Here is a 20,306-nt window from a genome sequence, read left to right as displayed (position 1 = left end):
GCAAAAAAATGCCCCATCTCGGGGGAGGGATCGGGTTATGCCACCCTGGCGTTCAGCTCAGAACCAGTGGAATCGGTCGGCGAGAATTAACAATAAACCGGTAGCGGAAAGGATGTTCAATATCACAACCGTTCTTGGGGATACGTTCATGGTATATACCTTTGGGTTTAACAACCTGTACAAGGATAGCTCCGCATCTCTGAAATGCGAGCGCCGAGAGATGCAGCCCGGTAATTCCCGTAAAAGCGCCAGCGGATCAATCTGCCCGCAGAGGGTGCATTCTCCCTTTTGTTAGTGTTAACATTGCAGGGCTTGTCGTAAATCCGACGTTGTCTGATTTTTCGGCAGGTCAATGATGACGAACCAATTTGACGATTGTTGGTCAGATGGTCTCGTAATCTCTTGTCAAATCACGATTATTTTCTTTGTATATGCTCTTATGTGTGGGGCATCACTGCAAATAAGGATATAAAATGCCTGTAATTACTCTTCCTGATGGCAGCCAACGCCATTTCGACCACGCTGTTAGCCCAATGGATGTTGCCCTGGACATTGGTCCTGGCCTCGCAAAAGCGACCATCGCAGGCCGTGTGAACGGTGAGCTGGTTGATGCGTCCGATCTGATTGAAAACGATGCGACGCTTGCAATCATCACCGCGAAAGACGAAGAAGGTCTGGAGATCATTCGTCACTCCTGCGCGCACCTGTTGGGTCATGCCATCAAGCAGCTGTGGCCAAACACCAAAATGGCGATCGGTCCGGTTATCGACAAGGGCTTTTACTACGACGTTGACCTTGACCACACCCTGACCCAGGAAGATATCGACGCGCTCGAAAAACGTATGCACGAGCTCGCCGAAACCAACTATGACGTCATCAAGAAGAAAGTCAGCTGGCACGAAGCGCGTGAAACCTTCGTCAAGCGTGGCGAGAGCTATAAAGTCTCTATTCTTGATGAAAACATTGCTCATGATGACAAGCCTGGCTTGTACCATCACGAAGAATACGTCGACATGTGCCGTGGACCGCACGTGCCGAACATGCGCTTCTGTCATCATTTCAAACTGATGAAGATCGCTGGCGCCTACTGGCGTGGCGACAGCAACAACAAGATGTTGCAGCGTATCTATGGTACCGCGTGGGCGGATAAGAAAGCCCTGAACGCGTACCTGCAGCGCCTGGAAGAGGCCGCTAAGCGTGATCACCGTAAAATCGGTAAGCAGCTCGACCTGTATCACATGCAGGAAGAAGCACCGGGTATGGTGTTCTGGCATAACGACGGCTGGACTATCTTCCGTGAACTGGAAACGTTCGTGCGCTCCAAGCTGAAAGAGTACCAGTATCAGGAAGTGAAAGGCCCGTTCATGATGGACCGTGTGCTGTGGGAAAAAACCGGCCACTGGGACAACTACAAAGATGCGATGTTCACCACCTCGTCTGAGAACCGTGAATACTGCATCAAGCCAATGAACTGCCCGGGCCACGTTCAGATCTTCAACCAGGGTCTGAAATCCTACCGCGACCTGCCGCTGCGTATGGCGGAGTTCGGTAGCTGCCACCGTAACGAGCCATCAGGTGCGCTGCACGGTCTGATGCGTGTTCGTGGCTTTACGCAGGATGATGCGCATATCTTCTGTACTGAAGATCAGGTTCGTGATGAAGTTAACGCCTGTATTCGTATGGTCTACGATATGTACAGCACCTTTGGCTTCGAGAAGATCGTCGTCAAACTCTCAACGCGTCCGGAAAAACGTATCGGTAGCGATGAGACCTGGGATCGCGCAGAGGCGGATCTCGCCGTGGCGCTGGAAGAGAACGGCATTCCGTTCGAATACCAGCTGGGCGAGGGCGCATTCTACGGTCCGAAAATTGAATTTACCCTGTATGACTGCCTCGATCGCGCATGGCAGTGCGGTACTGTACAGCTGGACTTCTCCCTGCCGCAGCGTTTAAGCGCCTCTTATGTTGGCGAAGACAACGAGCGTCAGGTACCAGTAATGATTCACCGTGCCATTCTCGGTTCTCTGGAGCGCTTCATCGGCATCCTGACCGAAGAGTTCGCCGGCTTCTTCCCAACCTGGCTTGCGCCAGTGCAGGTCGTAGTGATGAACATTACCGATTCTCAGGCGGATTACGTTAAAGAATTGACGCAGAAACTACAAAATGCGGGCATTCGCGTAAAAGCAGACTTGAGAAATGAGAAGATTGGCTTTAAAATCCGCGAGCACACTTTACGTCGTGTCCCGTATATGTTGGTCTGTGGTGATAAAGAGGTGGAAGCAGGCAAAGTTGCCGTTCGCACCCGCCGTGGTAAAGACCTGGGCAGCCTGGACGTAAGTGAAGTGATTGAGAAGCTGCAACAAGAGATTCGCAGCCGCAGTCTTCAACAACTGGAGGAATAAGGTATTAAAGGCGGAAAACGAGTTCAAACGGCACGTCCGAATCGTATCAATGGCGAGATTCGCGCCCAGGAAGTTCGCTTAACAGGTCTGGAAGGCGAGCAGCTGGGGATTGTGAGTCTGAGAGAAGCGATCGAAAAGGCTGAAGAAGCTGGAGTAGATTTAGTTGAAATCAGCCCTAACGCCGAACCGCCAGTTTGTCGTATCATGGACTACGGCAAGTTCCTTTATGAAAAGAGTAAGTCTTCTAAGGAACAGAAGAAGAAGCAAAAAGTTATCCAGGTTAAGGAAATCAAATTCCGCCCTGGTACCGACGATGGCGATTATCAGGTAAAACTCCGCAGCCTGATTCGCTTTCTGGAAGATGGCGATAAGGCCAAGATCACACTGCGTTTCCGCGGTCGTGAGATGGCCCACCAACAGATTGGTATGGAAGTGCTTAACCGCGTCCGTGACGATCTGAGTGAACTGGCAGTAGTCGAATCCTTCCCTACGAAGATCGAAGGCCGCCAGATGATCATGGTGCTCGCTCCTAAGAAGAAACAGTAAGGCCTTCAAGCAGCAAAATCTGTGGAGCCTTCGGGCCCCATAGGTTTTGTTCGCCTATGTTTCGTTTATTTAACAATGCGAAGTGGAAGTTATTAAAATGCCAAAAATTAAGACCGTACGCGGTGCTGCTAAGCGCTTCAAAAAAACCGGTAAAGGTGGTTTTAAGCACAAGCACGCTAACCTGCGTCACATTCTGACTAAGAAAGCTACCAAGCGTAAACGTCACCTGCGTCCAAAAGCCATGGTTTCTAAAGGCGATCTGGGCCTGGTCATCGCGTGCCTGCCGTACGCATAAGTCGTTAACGTTTAACTTTTTTAACTTAGAATAGATACAGGAGAGCACACATGGCTCGCGTAAAACGTGGTGTAATTGCACGTGCACGTCACAAGAAAATTTTGAAACAAGCTAAAGGCTACTACGGTGCGCGTTCACGCGTATACCGCGTTGCCTTCCAGGCTGTTATCAAAGCAGGTCAGTACGCTTACCGTGACCGTCGTCAGCGTAAGCGTCAGTTCCGTCAACTGTGGATTGCGCGTATCAACGCAGCAGCACGTCAGAACGGTATTTCTTACAGCAAATTCATCAACGGCCTGAAAAAAGCCTCTGTTGAAATCGACCGTAAGATCCTGGCTGACATCGCAGTATTCGACAAAGTAGCGTTCACCGCTCTGGTCGAAAAAGCGAAAGCAGCACTGGCATAAGCCAGTTGAGAGAGGGGGCCTGGCTCCCTCTTTTCATTTAACGCCATCAGAAGATTGACATTTATCCGTGCAGGCTTTTCAATAAGGTCTTAACGGTTTTTACCACACAAGGTAACGCAAGCATGCATGCTGCTATTTTCCGCTTCTTCTTTTACTTTAGCACCTGATACCAGGAGGCTAGCGCGTGAAAGATGAAACGAAAAACAGCGCCAGATAAGCCTCCCGATGGAGGCTTTTTTTGTGCCTGAATTTGAGAGAATAACTCCACCAAATCGGTGTCTGCACCGACATAATGAGGAAAATCATGTCACATCTCGCAGAGCTGGTTGCCAGTGCAACAGCCGCCATTAATCAGGCCTCAGATGTTGCCGCGTTAGACAATGTCCGCGTCGAATATCTTGGGAAGAAGGGGCACCTGACCCTTCAAATGACAACCCTGCGTGAACTGCCGCCAGAAGAACGCCCGGCAGCGGGTGCGGTGATTAACGAAGCCAAAGAGCAGGTTCAGCAGGCGCTGAACGCACGTAAGGCCGAGCTGGAAAGCGCGGTACTGAATGCGCGTCTGGCAGCGGAAACCATCGACGTTTCTCTGCCGGGTCGCCGTATTGAAAACGGCGGTCTGCACCCTGTCACCCGTACCATCGATCGTATTGAAAGTTTCTTCGGTGAGCTCGGCTTTACCGTGGCGACTGGCCCGGAAATCGAAGATGATTACCACAACTTCGACGCCCTGAACATTCCTGGCCATCATCCGGCACGCGCTGACCACGACACTTTCTGGTTCGACGCGACGCGTCTGCTGCGTACACAGACCTCCGGCGTTCAGATCCGTACCATGAAGGAGCAGGAACCGCCAATCCGCATCATCGCGCCGGGCCGTGTGTATCGTAACGACTACGATCAGACCCACACCCCAATGTTCCACCAGATGGAAGGTCTGATTGTTGATAAAAACATCAGCTTCACCAACCTGAAAGGCACGCTGCACGATTTCCTGAACAACTTCTTTGAGGAAGATTTGCAGGTTCGTTTCCGTCCGTCCTACTTCCCGTTCACTGAACCGTCTGCGGAAGTTGACGTGATGGGCAAAAACGGCAAATGGCTGGAAGTGCTGGGCTGCGGCATGGTGCATCCAAACGTGCTGCGCAACGTGGGTATCGATCCAGAAGTGTACTCCGGCTTTGCATTCGGTATGGGCATGGAGCGTCTGACCATGCTGCGCTACGGCGTGACCGACTTACGTGCGTTCTTCGAAAACGATCTGCGTTTCCTCAAACAGTTTAAATAAGGGCAGGACAGAACAATGAAATTCAGTGAACTGTGGTTACGCGAGTGGGTGAATACCACGCTGGACAGCGAAGCGCTTTCTAACCAGATCACCATGGCGGGCCTGGAAGTTGATGGCGTTGAGCCGGTTTCCGGTGCCTTCAACGGCGTCGTGGTGGGTGAAGTGGTCGAGTGCGGTCAGCATCCTAACGCTGACAAACTGCGTGTGACAAAAGTGAACGTCGGCGGTGACCGCCTGCTGGACATCGTCTGCGGCGCGCCAAACTGCCGTCAGGGTCTGAAAGTGGCCGTGGCGACCGTGGGTGCCGTGCTGCCGGGTGACTTCAAAATCAAAGCGGCTAAGCTGCGCGGTGAGCCGTCTGAAGGCATGCTGTGCTCCTTCTCCGAGCTGGGTATTTCCGACGATCACAACGGCATCATTGAGCTGCCGCTGGATGCGCCAGTCGGTACCGATATCCGCGAATACCTGAAGCTTGATGACAACACCATCGAAATCAGCGTCACGCCAAACCGTGCCGACTGCTTAGGCATTATCGGCGTGGCCCGCGACGTGGCCGTGCTGAACCAGACCGAGCTGAACGCGCCGGAGATTGCGCCGGTTGAAGCGACCATCACTGACGTGCTGCCGATTCAGGTTGACGCTGCTGACGCGTGCCCGCGCTACCTCGGTCGCGTGGTGAAAGGCATCAACGTGAAAGCGCCAACCCCGCTGTGGATGAAAGAGAAGCTGCGCCGCTGTGGTATCCGCTCTATCGACGCCGTGGTTGACGTCACCAACTACGTTCTGCTTGAGCTGGGCCAGCCAATGCACGCGTTCGATAAAGATCGTATCGACGGCGGCATCGTTGTGCGCATGGCGAAAGAGGGTGAAACCCTGGTGCTGCTGGACGGCACTGAAGCCAAACTGAACGCCGACACTCTGGTGATTGCTGACCACAGCAAAGCGCTGGCGATGGGCGGTATCTTCGGCGGCGAACACTCTGGCGTCAACGACGAAACGCAAAACGTCCTGCTGGAATGCGCGTTCTTTAGCCCGCTTTCCATCACCGGCCGCGCGCGCCGTCACGGCCTGCATACCGATGCGTCTCACCGCTACGAGCGTGGCGTTGACCCGGCGCTGCAGTACAAAGCGATGGAGCGTGCAACCCGCCTGCTGATCGACATCTGCGGCGGTGAAGCGGGCCCGGTTATCGACGTTACCAACGAAGCTACGCTGCCGAAGCGCGCCACCATTACCCTGCGCCGCAGCAAGCTGGATCGCCTGATTGGCCACCACGTTGCCGATGCGCAGGTGACCGACATCCTTACGCGTCTGGGCTGCGAAGTGACCGAAGGCCAGGACGAGTGGAAAGCCGTTGCGCCATCCTGGCGTTTCGACATGGAGATCGAAGAAGATCTGGTGGAAGAAGTGGCCCGTGTTTATGGCTACAACAACATCCCTGACGAGCCTGTACAGGCCGGTCTGGTGATGGGCACCCACCGTGAAGCCGACCTGTCCCTGAAGCGTGTGAAAACCATGCTGAACGACAAAGGCTACCAGGAAGTGATCACCTACAGCTTCGTGGATCCTAAGCTGCAGCAGCTGATCCACCCAGGTCAGGAAGCGCTGATCCTGCCAAGCCCAATCTCCAGCGAAATGTCCGCGATGCGTCTTTCCCTGTGGACGGGCCTGCTGGGCACTATCGTTTACAACCAGAATCGCCAGCAAAACCGCGTGCGAATTTTCGAAAGCGGTTTGCGCTTTGTGCCAGATAATCAGGCAAATTTAGGCATCCGTCAGGATCTCATGCTGGCTGGCGCCATCAGCGGTAACCGCTATGAAGAGCACTGGGACCTGGCAAAAGGGACGGTTGATTTCTACGATATGAAGGGCGATCTGGAAGCCATTCTCGATCTGACCGGTAAATTATCCGAAATTGAATTCCGTGCAGAAGCGATTCCGGCCCTGCATCCGGGCCAGAGTGCGGCGATTTATTTAGACGGCAAACGCGTTGGTTTCATTGGTGTTGTGCACCCAGAGCTGGAACGTAAACTGGACCTGAACGGTCGTACCATCGTGTTCGAGCTGGAGTGGAGCCCGGTCGCAGACCGCGTCATTCCTCAGGCGCAGGACGTCTCCCGCTTCCCGGCGAACCGCCGTGATATCGCGGTTGTGGTCGCTGAAAACGTGCCCGCAGCAGATATTTTGGCCGAATGTAAGAAAGTTGGCGTAAATCAGGTAGTTGGCGTAAACTTATTTGACGTGTACCGCGGCAAGGGCGTAGCAGAAGGTTTCAAGAGCCTCGCTATCAGCCTGATCCTTCAGGATACCAGCCGTACACTCGAAGAAGAGGAGATTGCCGCTACCGTCGCCAAATGTGTAGAGGCATTAAAAGAGCGATTCCAGGCATCATTGAGGGATTGAACCTATGGCGCTTACAAAAGCTGAAATGTCAGAATATCTGTTTGATAAGCTTGGGCTTAGCAAACGGGATGCCAAAGAGCTGGTAGAGCTGTTTTTCGAAGAGATCCGTCGTGCTCTGGAAAATGGTGAGCAGGTAAAACTCTCCGGTTTTGGCAATTTTGATTTGCGAGACAAAAACCAACGTCCGGGCCGTAACCCGAAGACGGGGGAAGATATTCCCATTACAGCCCGCCGCGTGGTGACCTTCAGACCCGGCCAGAAGTTAAAAAGCCGTGTCGAAAACGCAACGCCCAAAGCAGAGTAATATGAACTAACTAAAAAGGCCGCCCACGCGGCCTTTTTTCTTTGCGCTCTCCGGCAAACCCGCCGTAAAATCAATTACATCACTCGCTAACAAACCGTACACATGCTTGATTATGCTCATCGCCAGCACCGTTCCGACCGGCGTCGCCTGCTTTTGCTGGTGCTGCTGCTCATTCTCGCCGCAGGCGTGAGTCTCTGCGCGGGTGACAGCTGGATCGGGCCTGAAAGCTGGCTCGGCCCCGACGGGCAGCTTTTCGTCTGGCAAATTCGTCTGCCGCGCACCGTTGCGGTGATCCTGGTCGGCGCTGCGCTGGCACTGTCGGGTGCCATTATGCAGGCGCTGTTTGAAAATCCGCTGGCGGAGCCCGGGCTTCTCGGGGTTTCGAACGGTGCAGGCGTCGGGCTGATTGCGGCGGTGATGCTGGGCGGGGGAGAGCTCTCTGGTTGGGGAATTAGCCTGAGCGCCATTCTCGGCGCACTGCTGATCACGCTGATCCTCCTGCGCTTCGCCAGACGGCACCTGTCGACCAGCCGGCTGCTGCTGGCCGGGGTGGCGCTGGGGATCATCTGTAGCGCGCTGATGACCTGGGCGATGTACTTCTCGACCTCTTTTGACCTGCGCCAGCTGATGTACTGGATGATGGGAGGCTTTGGTGGCGTTGACTGGCACCAGGGCTGGCTGATGGCGCTTCTGGTTCCCGTCATCTTATGGACAGCCCTGCAGGCGCAGCCGCTGAACATGCTCGCGCTGGGGGAAATCTCTGCCCGTCAGCTCGGCATGCCGATTGGATTCTGGCGTAATGTGCTGGTGATTGCCATTGGCTGGCTGGTCGGCGTCAGCGTGGCCCTGGCGGGGGCGATTGGCTTTATCGGGCTGGTTATCCCGCATATGCTGCGCCTGTGCGGTTTTACGGACCACCGAACCTTGCTTCCGGCTTCGGCCGTTGCCGGGGCGGTTACGCTGCTGGTGGCCGATATCATCGCCCGGCTTGCCCTGACGGCCGCAGAGTTGCCCATCGGCGTGGTGACCGCCACGCTGGGCGCGCCGGTCTTTATCTGGCTACTATTAAAAGCCGGACGTTAAATCAACTAGCCGTAAAACAACCTGAGGGAATGCTATGCAGTCAGACATCCTGAATACTGAAGTGACCACCATTGATGGCGATAACACTACGCTGGAAGGCTACAAAGGCAACGTGCTGCTCATCGTAAACGTGGCCTCTAAATGCGGCCTGACGCCGCAGTACGAGCAGCTGGAAAACATTCAGAAGGCCTGGGAAAAAGACGGTTTTACCGTGCTGGGCTTCCCGTGCAACCAGTTCCTGGGCCAGGAGCCGGGCAGCGAAGAAGAGATCAAAACCTTCTGCAGCACCACCTATGGCGTGACGTTCCCGATGTTCAGCAAAATTGATGTCAACGGTGAAGACCGCCACCCGCTGTATGCGAAGCTGATTGCCGCCGCGCCGAAGGCCGTTGCGCCGGAAGGAAGCGGTTTTTACGAACGTATGGCCAGCAAAGGCCGCGCGCCGCTTTATCCGGACGACATTTTGTGGAACTTCGAAAAATTCCTGATTGGCCGCGACGGCCAGGTCGTTCAGCGTTTTTCCCCGGATATGACGCCTGAAGATCCGATTGTTATGGAATCTATCAAGCTGGCGCTGGCGAAATAATGTCACTGCTGATGCAGCTCACGGACGTCGCCGAGAAGGGGCGTCTTGAGCCGATCACCTGCGCCATCAGTACGGGCGAAATCCTCCATCTGGTGGGGCCCAACGGTGCCGGAAAAAGCACGCTGCTGGCGCGCATGGCGGGCCTGACGACCGGGGAAGGGCAGATCGTCCTGCTTGAGCATAACCTTGCTGACTGGTCACCCGCCTCGCTGGCCCACCGGCGCAGCTATCTTGTTCAGCAGCAGGTCCCCCCTTTTGCGATGCCGGTCTGGCATTATCTGATGCTGCACCTGCACGACAAACAGAATACGGCGCTGCTTGCTGAGGTGGCTGCGGCATTAGGGCTGGAAGATAAACTCTCCCGGCACGCCAGCCAGCTTTCCGGTGGTGAATGGCAGCGGGTGCGTCTGGCGGCGGTTGTTCTGCAGATCCACCCCGCAGGCAATCCTCACGGGCGAATGCTGCTGCTGGATGAACCGATGAACGGTCTGGATGTCGCCCAGCAGGCGGCGCTGGATAATTTGTTAAGCGCGCTGAGCCGGGCAGGCATTGCCGTGGTCATGAGCAGCCATGACCTGAACCATACGTTGCGTCACGCCCACCGGGTGTGGCTACTGTCGCACGGCAGGATGATCGCCAGCGGTACGCGGGAGCAGGTTCTTACGCCGCCGAATCTTGCCCGCGCCTACAATATGGCGTTCCGCAGGCTGGATATAGAGGGACATAAGATGCTGATTTCTACCGGACAAGAGTAACCGTTTCTTGCCTGTTAGCACGATTGCACGCTAAATTACCGAAAGAACAATAAAAGCAGAGGATTCGTCTGAAAATGCGATTCTGGTTTCTCCTGACAGCGGCACTCTTTCTTGCAGGATGCAGTAGCCATCGTGCACCGCCGCCCAACCCACGGCTTTCAGATTCTATCACCGTCATTGCCAGCCTTAACGATCAGCTGAGCAACTGGCGCGGCACGCCTTATCGCTACGGCGGCATGAGCCGCGGCGGCGTGGACTGCTCAGGTTTTGTCCTGATGACGTTTCGCGACAAGTTCGATTTAAAGTTGCCGCGAGAAACGCGCAAGCAGGCGGAAATCGGCACAGAAATTGATAAAGACGATTTGCTGCCCGGAGACCTGGTGTTTTTCAAAACCGGCTCGGGTGAAAGCGGCCTTCATGTTGGCATTTATGATACGGACAACCAGTTTATTCATGCCTCGACAAGCCGGGGGGTGATGCGCTCTTCTCTTGATAATGTGTACTGGCGTAAAAATTTCTGGCAGGCACGACGTATTTAGTCTGCCGCACACGTCTTTTATGTTGGCATGGTAACTATTAAACCATGCCGTTTTTTTCTCAATTAAGCTGATTAAAGTTAAATTTACCTAAAATTAGCGACGTCCTTATGTGTCTGTTTTATCTAAAACTGGCTATTATTCGGTAACCAGGATAAGATTATTTTAGATTCAGGGATAAATCTGAAAATTAATACGGAACTAATGAAATTAAACTTATTAAAATCAAGACAGTGGAATTGTGTCAGCAATTGCTCCAGGATGTCCTCTCTCATCTTTAATGCGGGGCGAGTGCAATGATTATTACGCTAGATAATGCTTACCAGTCTGAACTGATGCTCCTGCCTGCACGTAATAGCGCCGGTGAGCTAAAAGGTTTAGAAATACTGGTTAACTTTACTGGCGTCGGTACCGATGTGAGGATCCCCACTGAGCTCGTTATCCCCCGGCTTTCAGCGGAGGAAGAGTTAGCGCTGTTTAACGAAAAACTGCAATTGCTTGATACCTGCAAACTGTTTTTTATTCAGCATCAGTTAATTGCATGGATCAATATTACACCTGCAATAGTTGAGTTTTTATTAAGTAATGGGAACGCTGTTTCAATCCTTGAGCGTTATCCATTTCTTGAGTTTACTGTTAATGAGAACTATCCAAGTTTAAATAACGGAAAGGACGATCTGCAACTGGCGAGAATGGCAATCCATTTCCCGCTGGTCCTGGCAAACTTTGGTGCAGGCGCCGCATCGCTCAAAGCGGTTTATGATGGATTATTTAAACGGGTCATTCTTGATAAAGGGTTCATCCAGCAGCGCGCCTCTGAGCTCTCTTTTGAGCCTTTTATGCGCGCTATCCTCTGGCAAATAACGCCGCACTGCCAGTCGGTGATTGTCTCCGGCATCGACGACCACGGTCTGCTGCAGCGCGTTCTGTCCTTCAATTTTGGCGCCATGCAGGGCGCGCTCTGGCCTGCCGTGTCTGCGGAGCACGTTACCACGCTGGTTCAGCAGCGATAACCCTGCCTTTCGCCCGTGTTTAAGTCCGGGTAAACCCTCTACACTAAAAGCAGGAGGACTTATGACCCTGTCTTTTACTGCTCACTGGCATGACGAGTTGCCCGGCTTTTATACCGCACTCAAACCAACACCGTTACATAATTCACGTCTTATCTGGCATAACGATTTGCTGGCCGAAGAACTGGCCATTCCACCCGACCTGTTTCAGCGTTCTGAGAGCGCTGGCGTCTGGGGAGGTGAAACGCTTCTCGCCGGTATGCAGCCTCTGGCTCAGGTCTATAGCGGACACCAGTTTGGCGTCTGGGCGGGACAGCTGGGCGACGGCAGGGGGATCCTGCTCGGCGAACAGCGGCTTCCCAACGGGGAGACGGTTGACTGGCACCTGAAAGGCGCGGGTCTTACCCCTTATTCACGCATGGGCGACGGGCGCGCGGTGCTGCGTTCAACTCTTCGCGAGAGCCTGGCATCCGAAGCGATGCATGCGCTGGGCATTCCTACTACGCGCGCGCTGTCGATCGTCACCAGCGACACGCCGGTTGTGCGCGAAACGGTAGAAAAAGGGGCGATGCTGATGCGCATTGCGCAAAGCCATCTGCGCTTTGGACATTTTGAGCACTTTTACTATCGCCGCGAGCCGGACAAGGTTCGCCAGCTCGCCGACTTCGCCATTCGCCACCACTGGGCGCACCTGCAGGATGAGGCGGATAAATACGTTCTCTGGTTCCGTGACGTGGTTGCCCGTACCGCCACGATGATTGCGCGCTGGCAAACGGTAGGCTTTGCTCATGGCGTAATGAACACGGATAACATGTCGATCCTCGGCCTGACCTTTGATTACGGTCCGTTTGGTTTCCTCGATGATTATCAGCCGGGGTACATCTGCAACCACTCCGACTATCAGGGGCGTTACAGCTTTGACAATCAGCCTGCGGTTGGGCTGTGGAACCTGCAGCGTCTTGCGCAAACTTTGTCGCCGTTTATCGACGTCGATGCCCTGAATGACGCGCTCGACAGCTATCAGGACATTTTGCTGCGGGAATACGGCACGCTGATGCGCAATAAGCTGGGGCTGACGACTCAGGAGAAAGGCGATAATGACATCCTCAACGGCCTGTTTGCCCTGATGGCGCGTGAGGGAAGCGACTATACCCGCACTTTCCGGATGCTGGGCCAGACGGAGCAGCACAGCGCCGCCTCTCCGCTGCGCGACGAGTTTATCGACCGTCAGGCGTTTGACGACTGGTTTGCAGGTTACCGCTCGCGGCTGCAGCAGGAGCAGGTAGACGACACCGCGCGGCAGATGCAGATGAACGCGACGAACCCGGTGATGGTGTTGCGCAACTGGCTGGCGCAGCGGGCGATTGAGCAGGCAGAGCAGGGGGAGTACGACGAGTTACACCGCCTGCACCTGGCGCTGCGCACGCCGTTTGCCGACCGGGATGATGACTATGTCAGCCGCCCGCCGGACTGGGGCAAGCGGCTGGAGGTCAGCTGCTCAAGCTAGGGCGCAAGAAACACCTGCGGCACGGGGTGAGCCGGGTGGCTGCCGACGAGCACCTGCGCGCCGTACCAGCGTGCCACCTCCCCGGCCTGCAATACATCTTCCGGTGCACCCCGGGAGACCAGTCTGCCGTCATGCAGTAGCAGGATACGATCCGCCCACAGTGACGCCAGATTCAGATCGTGCAGTACCACGCAGACGTGAAGATGACCCCGGCGGGTCAGGGATTTCAGCAGGCGCAGCAGGTGCTGCTGGTGATAGAGATCCAGCGCGGAGGTGGGTTCATCAAGAAACAGCCAGCCGCGCGGAGCGCCGTCGCACCAGAGCTGGGCCAGCGCGCGGGCGAGCTGTATCCGCTGCTGCTCGCCACCGGAGAGCGCCGCGTACTGCCTGCCCGCCAGCGGTAAACAGCCGGTAATTGCCATGACCTCCTCAACCACCGACGCTTCAGGGATACGAGTCCACGGGGCACGACCCATTCCGACCACCGCTTCCACCGGCCAGTCGAACCCTGGCTGTGTATTCTGGCGCATCACCGCCCGGTAGCGGGCGAGGGTATTCGGCGGCCAGGCCGCAAGCGGCGTACCTGCCAGAGTGCACCGCCCGCTTGCCGGTTTGAGATAGCCAGTGAGCAGCCGCAATAATGTCGATTTTCCGGCACCGTTGGGGCCAATCAGCGCGACCAGCTCACCCTGAGACAGGGTAAGCGAAACGTCGTCGATCAGCGTCCGTTGTCCGGCGTGAAAGAAAATGTTCTCTGCACAATAGCGCTCAGCCATGCGTACCTCCGCGACGAAAGATAAGCCACAGGAACCACGGCGCGCCGAGAAGGCTGGTCAGCAAGCCGACGGGGATTTCCGCCGGGGCGGCCAGCGTGCGCGCCAGCGTATCGGCAACCAGCAACAGCAGCGCACCGGCCAGCACCGAGCCGGGGACGACGGCCCGGTGGTCGGCTCCCAGCCACATGCGCATCAGGTGCGGCACCACAAGGCCAACGAAGCCGATCACGCCGCTGACGGCCACCGCCGCGGCGACCAGCAGGGCGCTGCACAGCAGCAGGATCCGCTGCACCGTGGCAACATCCACCCCGAGGTAGTGCGCCTCTTCTTCGCCCAGCTGCAGCAGGTTGAGCGGGCCTGCCAGCCGCCAGATAGCCAGAACCGCAGGCACCATCAGCGACGTCACCGCAAGCAGGGTGGACCACTGCGCCTGACCGAGACTGCCCATCCCCCAGAGTGAAAGCTGACGAAGCTGGGCATCATTGCTGAGCCAGGAGAGCACGCCGACGGCCGCGCCGCACAGGGCGTTAATGGCGATCCCCACCAGCAGCAGGCGGGACAGGGAACTGTTACGCTGCTGGCTGAGCAGGAAGATCATAACGGTTGCGGCCAGTGCGCCAAGGAACGCCGCAAGCATCGGTGCATACAGCATCATCAGGGCAGGTAACGCGATCGGAATGACCACCCACAGCGCCACCGCCAGCGCCGCGCCGCTGCTGATCCCCAGCAAACCCGGGTCCGCCAGCGGGTTGCGGAACAGTCCCTGCATCACACACCCCGCCAGCGCCAGCGAGCCGCCAATCACCAGCGCCAGCAGTACGCGGGGCAGGCGAATGGTAAGCCAGATCTGACGCAGCGCCTCATCGCTGCCGCTCCACAGCAGGCTGACCGGCAGGTGTAATGCTCCAAACCCGGTTGCCGCCAGCGTCATGATGCTCAGGATCGCAGTCAGCATCGATAGCGACAGGTTGATGCGCCGGGACATCAGGGCAGTTGCTCCGCTTTGGCGCGCAGCCGCTGGATGGCTTCCGGCGTTCGCACGCTGAAGCCCAGCAGCGCCATATCATCAATCGCCAGTACCTGCCTGTTCCGTCCCGCTGGAGTGTGCGCCAGACCGGGCAGCTTCCACAGATTTTCCTCGCCGCCCAGCGCGTTCATGCCGTCCTGCGAAATCACCACCAGATCGGGCTGGCTGGCAATCACGCCCTCCTGCGACAGTGGCTGATAGCGGGTGAAACCCTGCATGGCGTTCTGTAGCCCGGCGGCACGAATGGCGGCGTCTGCACCGGTCTGCTGTCCGGCGGCCATTGCGGTCATTCCTCCATGGTTGAGGATAAACAGCACCCGTTTGTTGAGGGACGCTGAGGGCAGCGCCGCCAGCGCCTGACGCAGCGTATTGCGCAGGGTTTCCCCCTCGGCTTCACGGTGCGTGGCGTCGGCAATCACGCGAACCTTTTCCTCAATGACGCTCAGATCGTTGCGGCCGGGAACGGTAACCACCCTGACGTGACTTTGTGCAACCTGCTTTAGCGCCAGCGACGGTTGCGCCTGAGCGCTGGCCAGCACCAGCGTAGGGCGCATGGACAAAATGCCTTCGGCGTTTAGCTGACGTAAATACCCCACGTCAGGCAGATCGTTTGCCGCCTGCGGCCACTGGCTGGTGCTGTCGCGCGCGACCAGTGAAGACTGCGCGCCAAGCGCATAGACAATCTCGGTCACGTCGCCGCCGAGGGTGACAATTTTCTCCTGTGCGGCGGCAAACGCCACCAGAGGCAGGGCGCTCAGCAGGGCTAACCACGTTTTCATGCGGCCAGCCCTTTTGGCGTCAGGGCGTCAATCTGGCTGCGCCACTGGCTCTGCTCCGGTTCGCCTTCGGTACGCTGTCCGTAAAGCTGGGCGATTTGCGTGCCGTCGGCGGCAAACAGCTCCAGGCTGGTGACGTGACCGTCAGCCGTCGGCTTACGTGTCACCCAACTCTCCGCGATCGTCTCCTCAAGCAGATGCAGGGTAAAGGCTGGGTTGAAGATGTTCAGCCAGCCTTTCATCGGCACGACTTTTTCCACCGAGCCGGTGAAGATCTGCACGCAGCCGCGGTTGCCCACGAAGATCATGATTTCGTTCCCGTCCTGACGCGCGGTTTCCAGCAGCTGTGCCAGCGCGGTGTTCTCGACTTTACAGGCGAGGTCATCTCCCACCAGGCGAAACGCCTGCTGGCGGCTGAGGTTGTGGCGCTTCAGCAGACTGAAGAACTGGTGCACGTCGGTCATGGCGCGCCACTCTTTGTCCACCAGAGCGGCATCTGCGTGTTCCGCGTGAGCGGGCGCATCGGCAGCCTTCAGCTCAAGCGGTGGATTATCGGCAAAAATAAAGCGGGTCAGCACGTCGCCCCAGGCGGCGAGGTCGGTGTTATCTGTGGTGTAGACCTTCAGCAGGGCATCGCCCTGACGATCGAAGAACTGAATGCTCTGCCGCTCGCCGCGGGCGGTGGTTTCGCTGATGTGGAACGCGCTCGCCCACTGGTTGAGGAACAGGCGTAGATCCAGCGCGCGCGGGTTCAGCACCAGCCCGGCGTGACCTTTAAGATGCTGGTTGGTGAATCTGCCCAACTGCTCGTGAACGGCGTATTCGTTGCGGCAGATACACTTGGTTTCGCCCACGGCTTCCAGCGCGCCTAAAATCTCGCGGATTTCACCGTGCAGTCGCCAGGCGTCATGGCCCACGCGCGCAAAGGTCAGCTCCGCTTCGCTGATGTTCATTAACCCTGCGATGTCGCGCGCGTATTTACCCGGATTGTCTTCTTTTAGCTCAAGCCAGCGTGTGTAGTGATTCATTGTCTCTTCCTTCTCAATATGCGTTACCACTGATAACTCACGAAAATCTTACCGTTACGACCGTCCTGCGGAATACCCTGCGGAGACCAGTACTCTTTGTCGAAGGCGTTGCCGAGCACCAGCGTGGTGGTGATGCCCTTGAGCTGCTCCTGGCCTTTGTAGCTGACGTAGAAATCGTTGACCGCATAGCCCGGCTGTTTGCTGTAGCTGCTGCTGACGTGGGTTGAACGATCGGCAAAGGTGCCGATCCAGCCCACGGAGAAACCGCTTTGCGCTACCGGAATGTCCAGCTTGCTGGTGACGGTGTCCGGGTTAATGCTGGAGATATACTCGCCCGTATCGGTGTCTTTTCCGCGCGTGCGGTTATAGGCCAGATCGAGGCTGAAGAGGTCGGCAGAGTATTTTGCCATCATGTCCCAGCCCCAGATTTTTGCATTCGGGACGTTGTACGACATGGTGGTCGCCGCGGCAAAATTGACGGTAGTGGAGATGTAGTCTTTGGCTTTGGTATCGAAATAGCTGGCCTTGAACTCCAGCGCGTCGTTGGCGAGCATCAGGTCGTCAAAGCGCAGGCCGAAACCAAACTCCTGCGTTTCGTTGGTTTCCGGGCGCAGGTTCGGGTTAGGCACCCAGTAGTTAGTGTAAAACCTGCCGATGGAGAAGTGTTTGGCATCGTTATACATCTCGCCCATGGTCGGCGCGCGGAAGGCCTGTGCGTAAGAGCCGAACAGCATCAGCCAGTCGGTTGGGCTGACGGTTAACCCGGCGCGGGATGACCACTTATCGGCATCCACATCGTTGTAGCCGTCGCTGCTGCCGCGGTAGTTGTCATAGCGTGTGCCGCCCAGCAGGGTCACCGGCAGATCGCGCAGGGTGATCTCATCCTGCAGCCAGCCGGAGCTGAAGTCGATTTTCGCCTCCGGGAAGCCGGTGGTGGCCCCGCCCGGATGCTGCTCCTGACGGTAGTATTCCCCGCCGTAGGTCAGAAGGTGAGAGGCAAAGGAGTCGCTGAACAGGCGGGTACGGTTTTCCACCTTACCGCCTTTAGTTGTCTGTTTGCGGAACTCGCCGGTGCTGTCGATGTTCTGGGCGTTAATGCGCGCTTCGGACCAGTAGACTTTTGCCTCGGCGTTCAGCCAGTCGTTCCCTTCGGGAGCAATGCGGTAGCCAAGCTGCGCGTCACGCTGGATGGTGGAGCGGTCGGTGATCGGATTGCTGCTGTTGGCGTCGGGAGTTTGCGGGTTTTTCGGCTCCTGCGCGGCGTTGTTGTAGTAGCGCAGCGCACCGCTCAGCGTCTGGGCCGGGTCGAGCTTCCAGCTGCCTTTCGCCAGCATGTTATTAATGGATTCGTCGTTTGGCGCCGTCGCGCCGTTACTCTGGCGGATATCACCGCGATCTCGGCTGGACCACGACACGAGACCGTCCAGGGTATCGGTACGGCCATAGGCGCTGGCACCCAGGCCGAGGCTGTGATCCCCCGTCGCGCCGGTACCAAACACGCGGTATCCGCTGTTTTTGCCCGCTTCCAGCAGATCGTTGGCGTCGACGGTATCATAGGAAATGACGCCACCCAGCGCGCCGCTGCCGTAGAGCAGAGCAGACGGCCCGCGCACCACTTCAATCCGTTTGATCAGCGCCGGATCGAGGAACGTGCTGTTGAGATGACCGGTGTCGGTACCCTGACGTACGCCGTCGACCAGCACCAGCACGCCGCGGCGATCGTAGCCGCGCAGGTTAACGTCCTGACCGTTGGTGCGGCCGGTGCCGTCCAGCGTCAGGCCGGGCACGTTGCGCAGCAGGTCGGCGGCTGAGCTGGCGGTCTGTTTTTCCGGGGCGGTGGCGTCAATCACGCTCACCATCATCGGGGCTTCAAAGGCGCTACGGGCGTTGCCTGTCGCGGTGACGGTGATTTCATCTGCGGCAGCAAACGCGATGCCCGGCAGGGTGCTGACAATCGCCAGCGCCAGAAGGGACGGGCGTAAACGTGCGGATTGCAGGTGTGGCATAGCAACTCTCCATCAAGAATCGAAAGCGCTGGCTGCCTGGGGATCACCTGGGTGGCTGGCGAAGGGTTTAGTTTATTTTGTGAGAATCAATTTTCCGGCATGGGTCTGGCGCAGCAGGTAGTGCTGGCCGTCATGCTCGATAATCACCCGGCCCTCGTCACCCAGCAGGGTTTTACTGTCGATACGACGATCGCCAGGGGCAGGGGACGGTGCTGTGTGTTTTTTTGCTGGCGTTGCCGCGCTGTTATCCGTAGGTGACATTATGTTTATAAATAACAATCAATGTAACAATGATAATCATTATCAATAAACTGCAAATTCACGGCAAGCGTTTTTGTGAAAATTGTGTGACGGGATCAAATTTAGGGGGAGGTGCGGCCTGATTCCCTCACCTCAACCCTCTCCCTGAGGGAGAGGGAGAAGGGCGCCACCCGACAATAACATCAGAAGCGTGAATCAACCGCAGCTGCCAGCTTCTCCAGCAGCAGCTCGCTGTCTTCCCAGCTCAGGCACGGGTCGGTGATTGACTGACCGTACACCATCTGTTGTCCGGCAACGATTTTCTGCGTGCCTTCTTTGATAAAGCTTTCGGCCATAATCCCGGCAACGGCGGTCGAGCCGCTGCGGATCTGCTGGCAGATCTCATCGCAGACGTCCAGCTGGCGGCGATGCTGCTTCTGGCAGTTACCGTGGCTGAAATCCACCACCAGATGTTCCGGCAGGTCGAATTCGGCCAGCGTTTCGCAAGCTGCCGCAATATCTTCCGCATGGTAATTAGGCTTCTTCCCACCGCGCATAATGATATGCCCGTAAGGGTTACCGCTGGTCTGGTAGATGGTCATATGGCCGCTCTTATCCGGTGAGAGGAACATATGGCTGGCACGCGAGGCGCGGATCGCATCGACCGCAATCCGGGTGTTACCGTCGGTCCCGTTTTTAAAGCCGACCGGACAGGAGAGGGCCGAAGCCATTTCGCGGTGGATCTGGCTTTCGGTTGTGCGCGCGCCAATCGCGCCCCAGCTGATGAGATCGGCGATAAACTGCCCGGTCACCATATCAAGAAACTCGGTGGCCGTCGGCACGCCCAGCTCGTTGACCTGCAGCAGCAGCTTGCGCGCCAGCTCGATGCCGTGGTTCACGCGGTAGCTGCCGTTAAGATCAGGGTCGGAGATCAGCCCCTTCCAGCCCACGACGGTGCGCGGTTTTTCAAAGTAGGTGCGCATCACAATCTCAAGGCGATGCTGGTATTTATCCCGCAGCCCCTGAAGGCGTTTTGCATAATCCATCGCGGCATCCAGATCGTGGATGGAGCAGGGCCCAATCACTACCAGAAGACGCTTGTCTTCACCATTGAGGATTTTTTCAATGCGGCGGCGGGAGGCCGTCACATGTTCCGCGACCGCGGCGGAAACTGGGTGCCGCTCGGCCAGCTCAGCCGGGGTGACCAGGCTGTCTATGCGCGCAGTGCGGAGTTCATCGGTTTTATTCATGACGTGTCTCAGAAAATTTTTGCTTCATCGGCAGACTACCGGGAAGTGATGGGCATCACATTAAACCAATCCCTGCTGATT

22 protein-coding genes and 1 other annotated feature are annotated in these 20,306 nt (G+C 56.7%); of the genes, 14 read left to right on the top strand and 8 right to left on the bottom strand.

Annotated elements, in window-relative coordinates; all coding sequences use genetic code 11:
• Positions 1-57 precede the first annotated feature (57 nt).
• The gene (yncL, locus tag D5066_RS23280; protein WP_080327389.1) at positions 58-150 is read right to left on the bottom strand and encodes a stress response membrane protein YncL; all 93 of its coding nucleotides are present in this window, start codon (positions 148-150) and stop codon (positions 58-60) included.
• A 323-nt stretch (positions 151-473) separates the two neighbouring features.
• Here yncL and thrS point away from each other — a divergent pair, with 323 nt between their 5' ends.
• From thrS to selO, 14 genes are all read left to right on the top strand, one after another.
• Positions 474-2,402, top strand: a complete 1,929-nt coding sequence (thrS, locus tag D5066_RS00955) for a threonine--tRNA ligase (protein ID WP_119914784.1) — start codon at positions 474-476, stop codon at positions 2,400-2,402.
• A 3-nt stretch (positions 2,403-2,405) separates the two neighbouring features.
• On the top strand, positions 2,406-2,948 hold the full coding sequence (gene infC / locus D5066_RS00950; RefSeq protein ID WP_023616141.1) for a translation initiation factor IF-3: 543 nt from the start codon (positions 2,406-2,408) through the stop codon (positions 2,946-2,948).
• Positions 2,949-3,045: 97 nt separating this feature from the next.
• The gene (gene rpmI, locus D5066_RS00945) at positions 3,046-3,243 is read left to right on the top strand and encodes a 50S ribosomal protein L35 (RefSeq protein WP_001124225.1); all 198 of its coding nucleotides are present in this window, start codon (positions 3,046-3,048) and stop codon (positions 3,241-3,243) included.
• A 50-nt stretch (positions 3,244-3,293) separates the two neighbouring features.
• Positions 3,294-3,650, top strand: coding sequence for a 50S ribosomal protein L20 (rplT, locus tag D5066_RS00940; protein ID WP_000124850.1), 357 nt, complete (start codon positions 3,294-3,296; stop codon positions 3,648-3,650).
• Positions 3,651-3,767: 117 nt separating this feature from the next.
• Positions 3,768-3,892: a sequence feature (Phe leader region), on the top strand.
• Entirely contained in the window at positions 3,773-3,817 is a 45-nt protein-coding gene (gene pheM, locus D5066_RS22885) for a pheST operon leader peptide PheM (protein ID WP_123912837.1), read from the top strand. Its footprint overlaps the feature before it by 45 nt.
• Positions 3,893-3,954: 62 nt before the next feature.
• A complete protein-coding gene (pheS, locus tag D5066_RS00930) occupies positions 3,955-4,938 on the top strand; it encodes a phenylalanine--tRNA ligase subunit alpha (RefSeq protein WP_020884406.1) in 984 nt (327 codons plus the stop codon).
• 15 nt (positions 4,939-4,953) lie between these two features.
• A complete protein-coding gene (pheT, locus tag D5066_RS00925; protein WP_119914783.1) occupies positions 4,954-7,341 on the top strand; it encodes a phenylalanine--tRNA ligase subunit beta in 2,388 nt (795 codons plus the stop codon).
• 4 nt (positions 7,342-7,345) lie between these two features.
• Complete coding sequence (ihfA, locus tag D5066_RS00920; protein ID WP_003857805.1) at positions 7,346-7,645, top strand: integration host factor subunit alpha; 300 nt, start codon at positions 7,346-7,348, stop codon at positions 7,643-7,645.
• A 102-nt stretch (positions 7,646-7,747) separates the two neighbouring features.
• Complete coding sequence (gene btuC / locus D5066_RS00915; RefSeq protein WP_119914782.1) at positions 7,748-8,728, top strand: vitamin B12 ABC transporter permease BtuC; 981 nt, start codon at positions 7,748-7,750, stop codon at positions 8,726-8,728.
• A 34-nt stretch (positions 8,729-8,762) separates the two neighbouring features.
• Entirely contained in the window at positions 8,763-9,314 is a 552-nt protein-coding gene (locus tag D5066_RS00910) for a glutathione peroxidase (RefSeq protein WP_023311298.1), read from the top strand.
• Positions 9,314-10,069, top strand: coding sequence for a vitamin B12 ABC transporter ATP-binding protein BtuD (btuD, locus tag D5066_RS00905; protein ID WP_119914781.1), 756 nt, complete (start codon positions 9,314-9,316; stop codon positions 10,067-10,069). Before D5066_RS00910 ends, btuD begins: the two co-directional genes overlap by 1 nt.
• Positions 10,070-10,143: 74 nt before the next feature.
• Positions 10,144-10,608, top strand: coding sequence for a C40 family peptidase (locus tag D5066_RS00900; protein ID WP_119914780.1), 465 nt, complete (start codon positions 10,144-10,146; stop codon positions 10,606-10,608).
• 293 nt (positions 10,609-10,901) lie between these two features.
• Positions 10,902-11,618: an EAL domain-containing protein gene (locus D5066_RS00895; protein WP_119914779.1), complete on the top strand. Its 717-nt coding sequence runs from the start codon at positions 10,902-10,904 to the stop codon at positions 11,616-11,618.
• Between the two features lie 61 nt (positions 11,619-11,679).
• The gene (selO, locus tag D5066_RS00890) at positions 11,680-13,122 is read left to right on the top strand and encodes a protein adenylyltransferase SelO (protein ID WP_119914778.1); all 1,443 of its coding nucleotides are present in this window, start codon (positions 11,680-11,682) and stop codon (positions 13,120-13,122) included.
• Here the strand turns inward: selO and D5066_RS00885 are convergent.
• The 7 genes from D5066_RS00885 to aroH all read right to left on the bottom strand — a co-directional run bounded on the left by D5066_RS00885 (position 13,119) and on the right by aroH (position 20,225).
• Positions 13,119-13,898 (bottom strand): heme ABC transporter ATP-binding protein, encoded by a 780-nt coding sequence (locus tag D5066_RS00885; protein WP_119914777.1) that lies wholly within the window; start codon positions 13,896-13,898, stop codon positions 13,119-13,121. The genes selO and D5066_RS00885 overlap by 4 nt on opposite strands.
• On the bottom strand, positions 13,891-14,883 hold the full coding sequence (locus tag D5066_RS00880) for a FecCD family ABC transporter permease (RefSeq protein WP_119914776.1): 993 nt from the start codon (positions 14,881-14,883) through the stop codon (positions 13,891-13,893). Before D5066_RS00880 ends, D5066_RS00885 begins: the two co-directional genes overlap by 8 nt.
• Positions 14,883-15,704: a heme/hemin ABC transporter substrate-binding protein gene (locus tag D5066_RS00875; RefSeq protein WP_119914775.1), complete on the bottom strand. Its 822-nt coding sequence runs from the start codon at positions 15,702-15,704 to the stop codon at positions 14,883-14,885. The genes D5066_RS00880 and D5066_RS00875 overlap by 1 nt, the downstream gene beginning before the upstream one ends.
• Complete coding sequence (gene chuS / locus D5066_RS00870; RefSeq protein WP_119914774.1) at positions 15,701-16,729, bottom strand: hematinate-forming heme oxygenase ChuS; 1,029 nt, start codon at positions 16,727-16,729, stop codon at positions 15,701-15,703. The genes D5066_RS00875 and chuS overlap by 4 nt, the downstream gene beginning before the upstream one ends.
• A gap of 23 nt (positions 16,730-16,752) precedes the next feature.
• Positions 16,753-18,735, bottom strand: a complete 1,983-nt coding sequence (locus D5066_RS00865; protein WP_119914773.1) for a TonB-dependent hemoglobin/transferrin/lactoferrin family receptor — start codon at positions 18,733-18,735, stop codon at positions 16,753-16,755.
• Positions 18,736-18,807: 72 nt separating this feature from the next.
• The gene (gene hemP / locus D5066_RS00860) at positions 18,808-18,996 is read right to left on the bottom strand and encodes a hemin uptake protein HemP (RefSeq protein ID WP_080327376.1); all 189 of its coding nucleotides are present in this window, start codon (positions 18,994-18,996) and stop codon (positions 18,808-18,810) included.
• A 182-nt stretch (positions 18,997-19,178) separates the two neighbouring features.
• Positions 19,179-20,225, bottom strand: coding sequence for a 3-deoxy-7-phosphoheptulonate synthase AroH (gene aroH / locus D5066_RS00855; protein ID WP_119914772.1), 1,047 nt, complete (start codon positions 20,223-20,225; stop codon positions 19,179-19,181).
• Between the last annotated feature and the right edge of the window lie 81 nt (positions 20,226-20,306).

This window comes from Enterobacter chuandaensis, from assembly GCF_003594915.1.
Lineage (GTDB): Bacteria > Pseudomonadota > Gammaproteobacteria > Enterobacterales > Enterobacteriaceae > Enterobacter > Enterobacter chuandaensis.
Note: the sequence above shows the minus strand (reverse complement) of the source record. Positions and strands in the feature narration are given on the sequence as shown.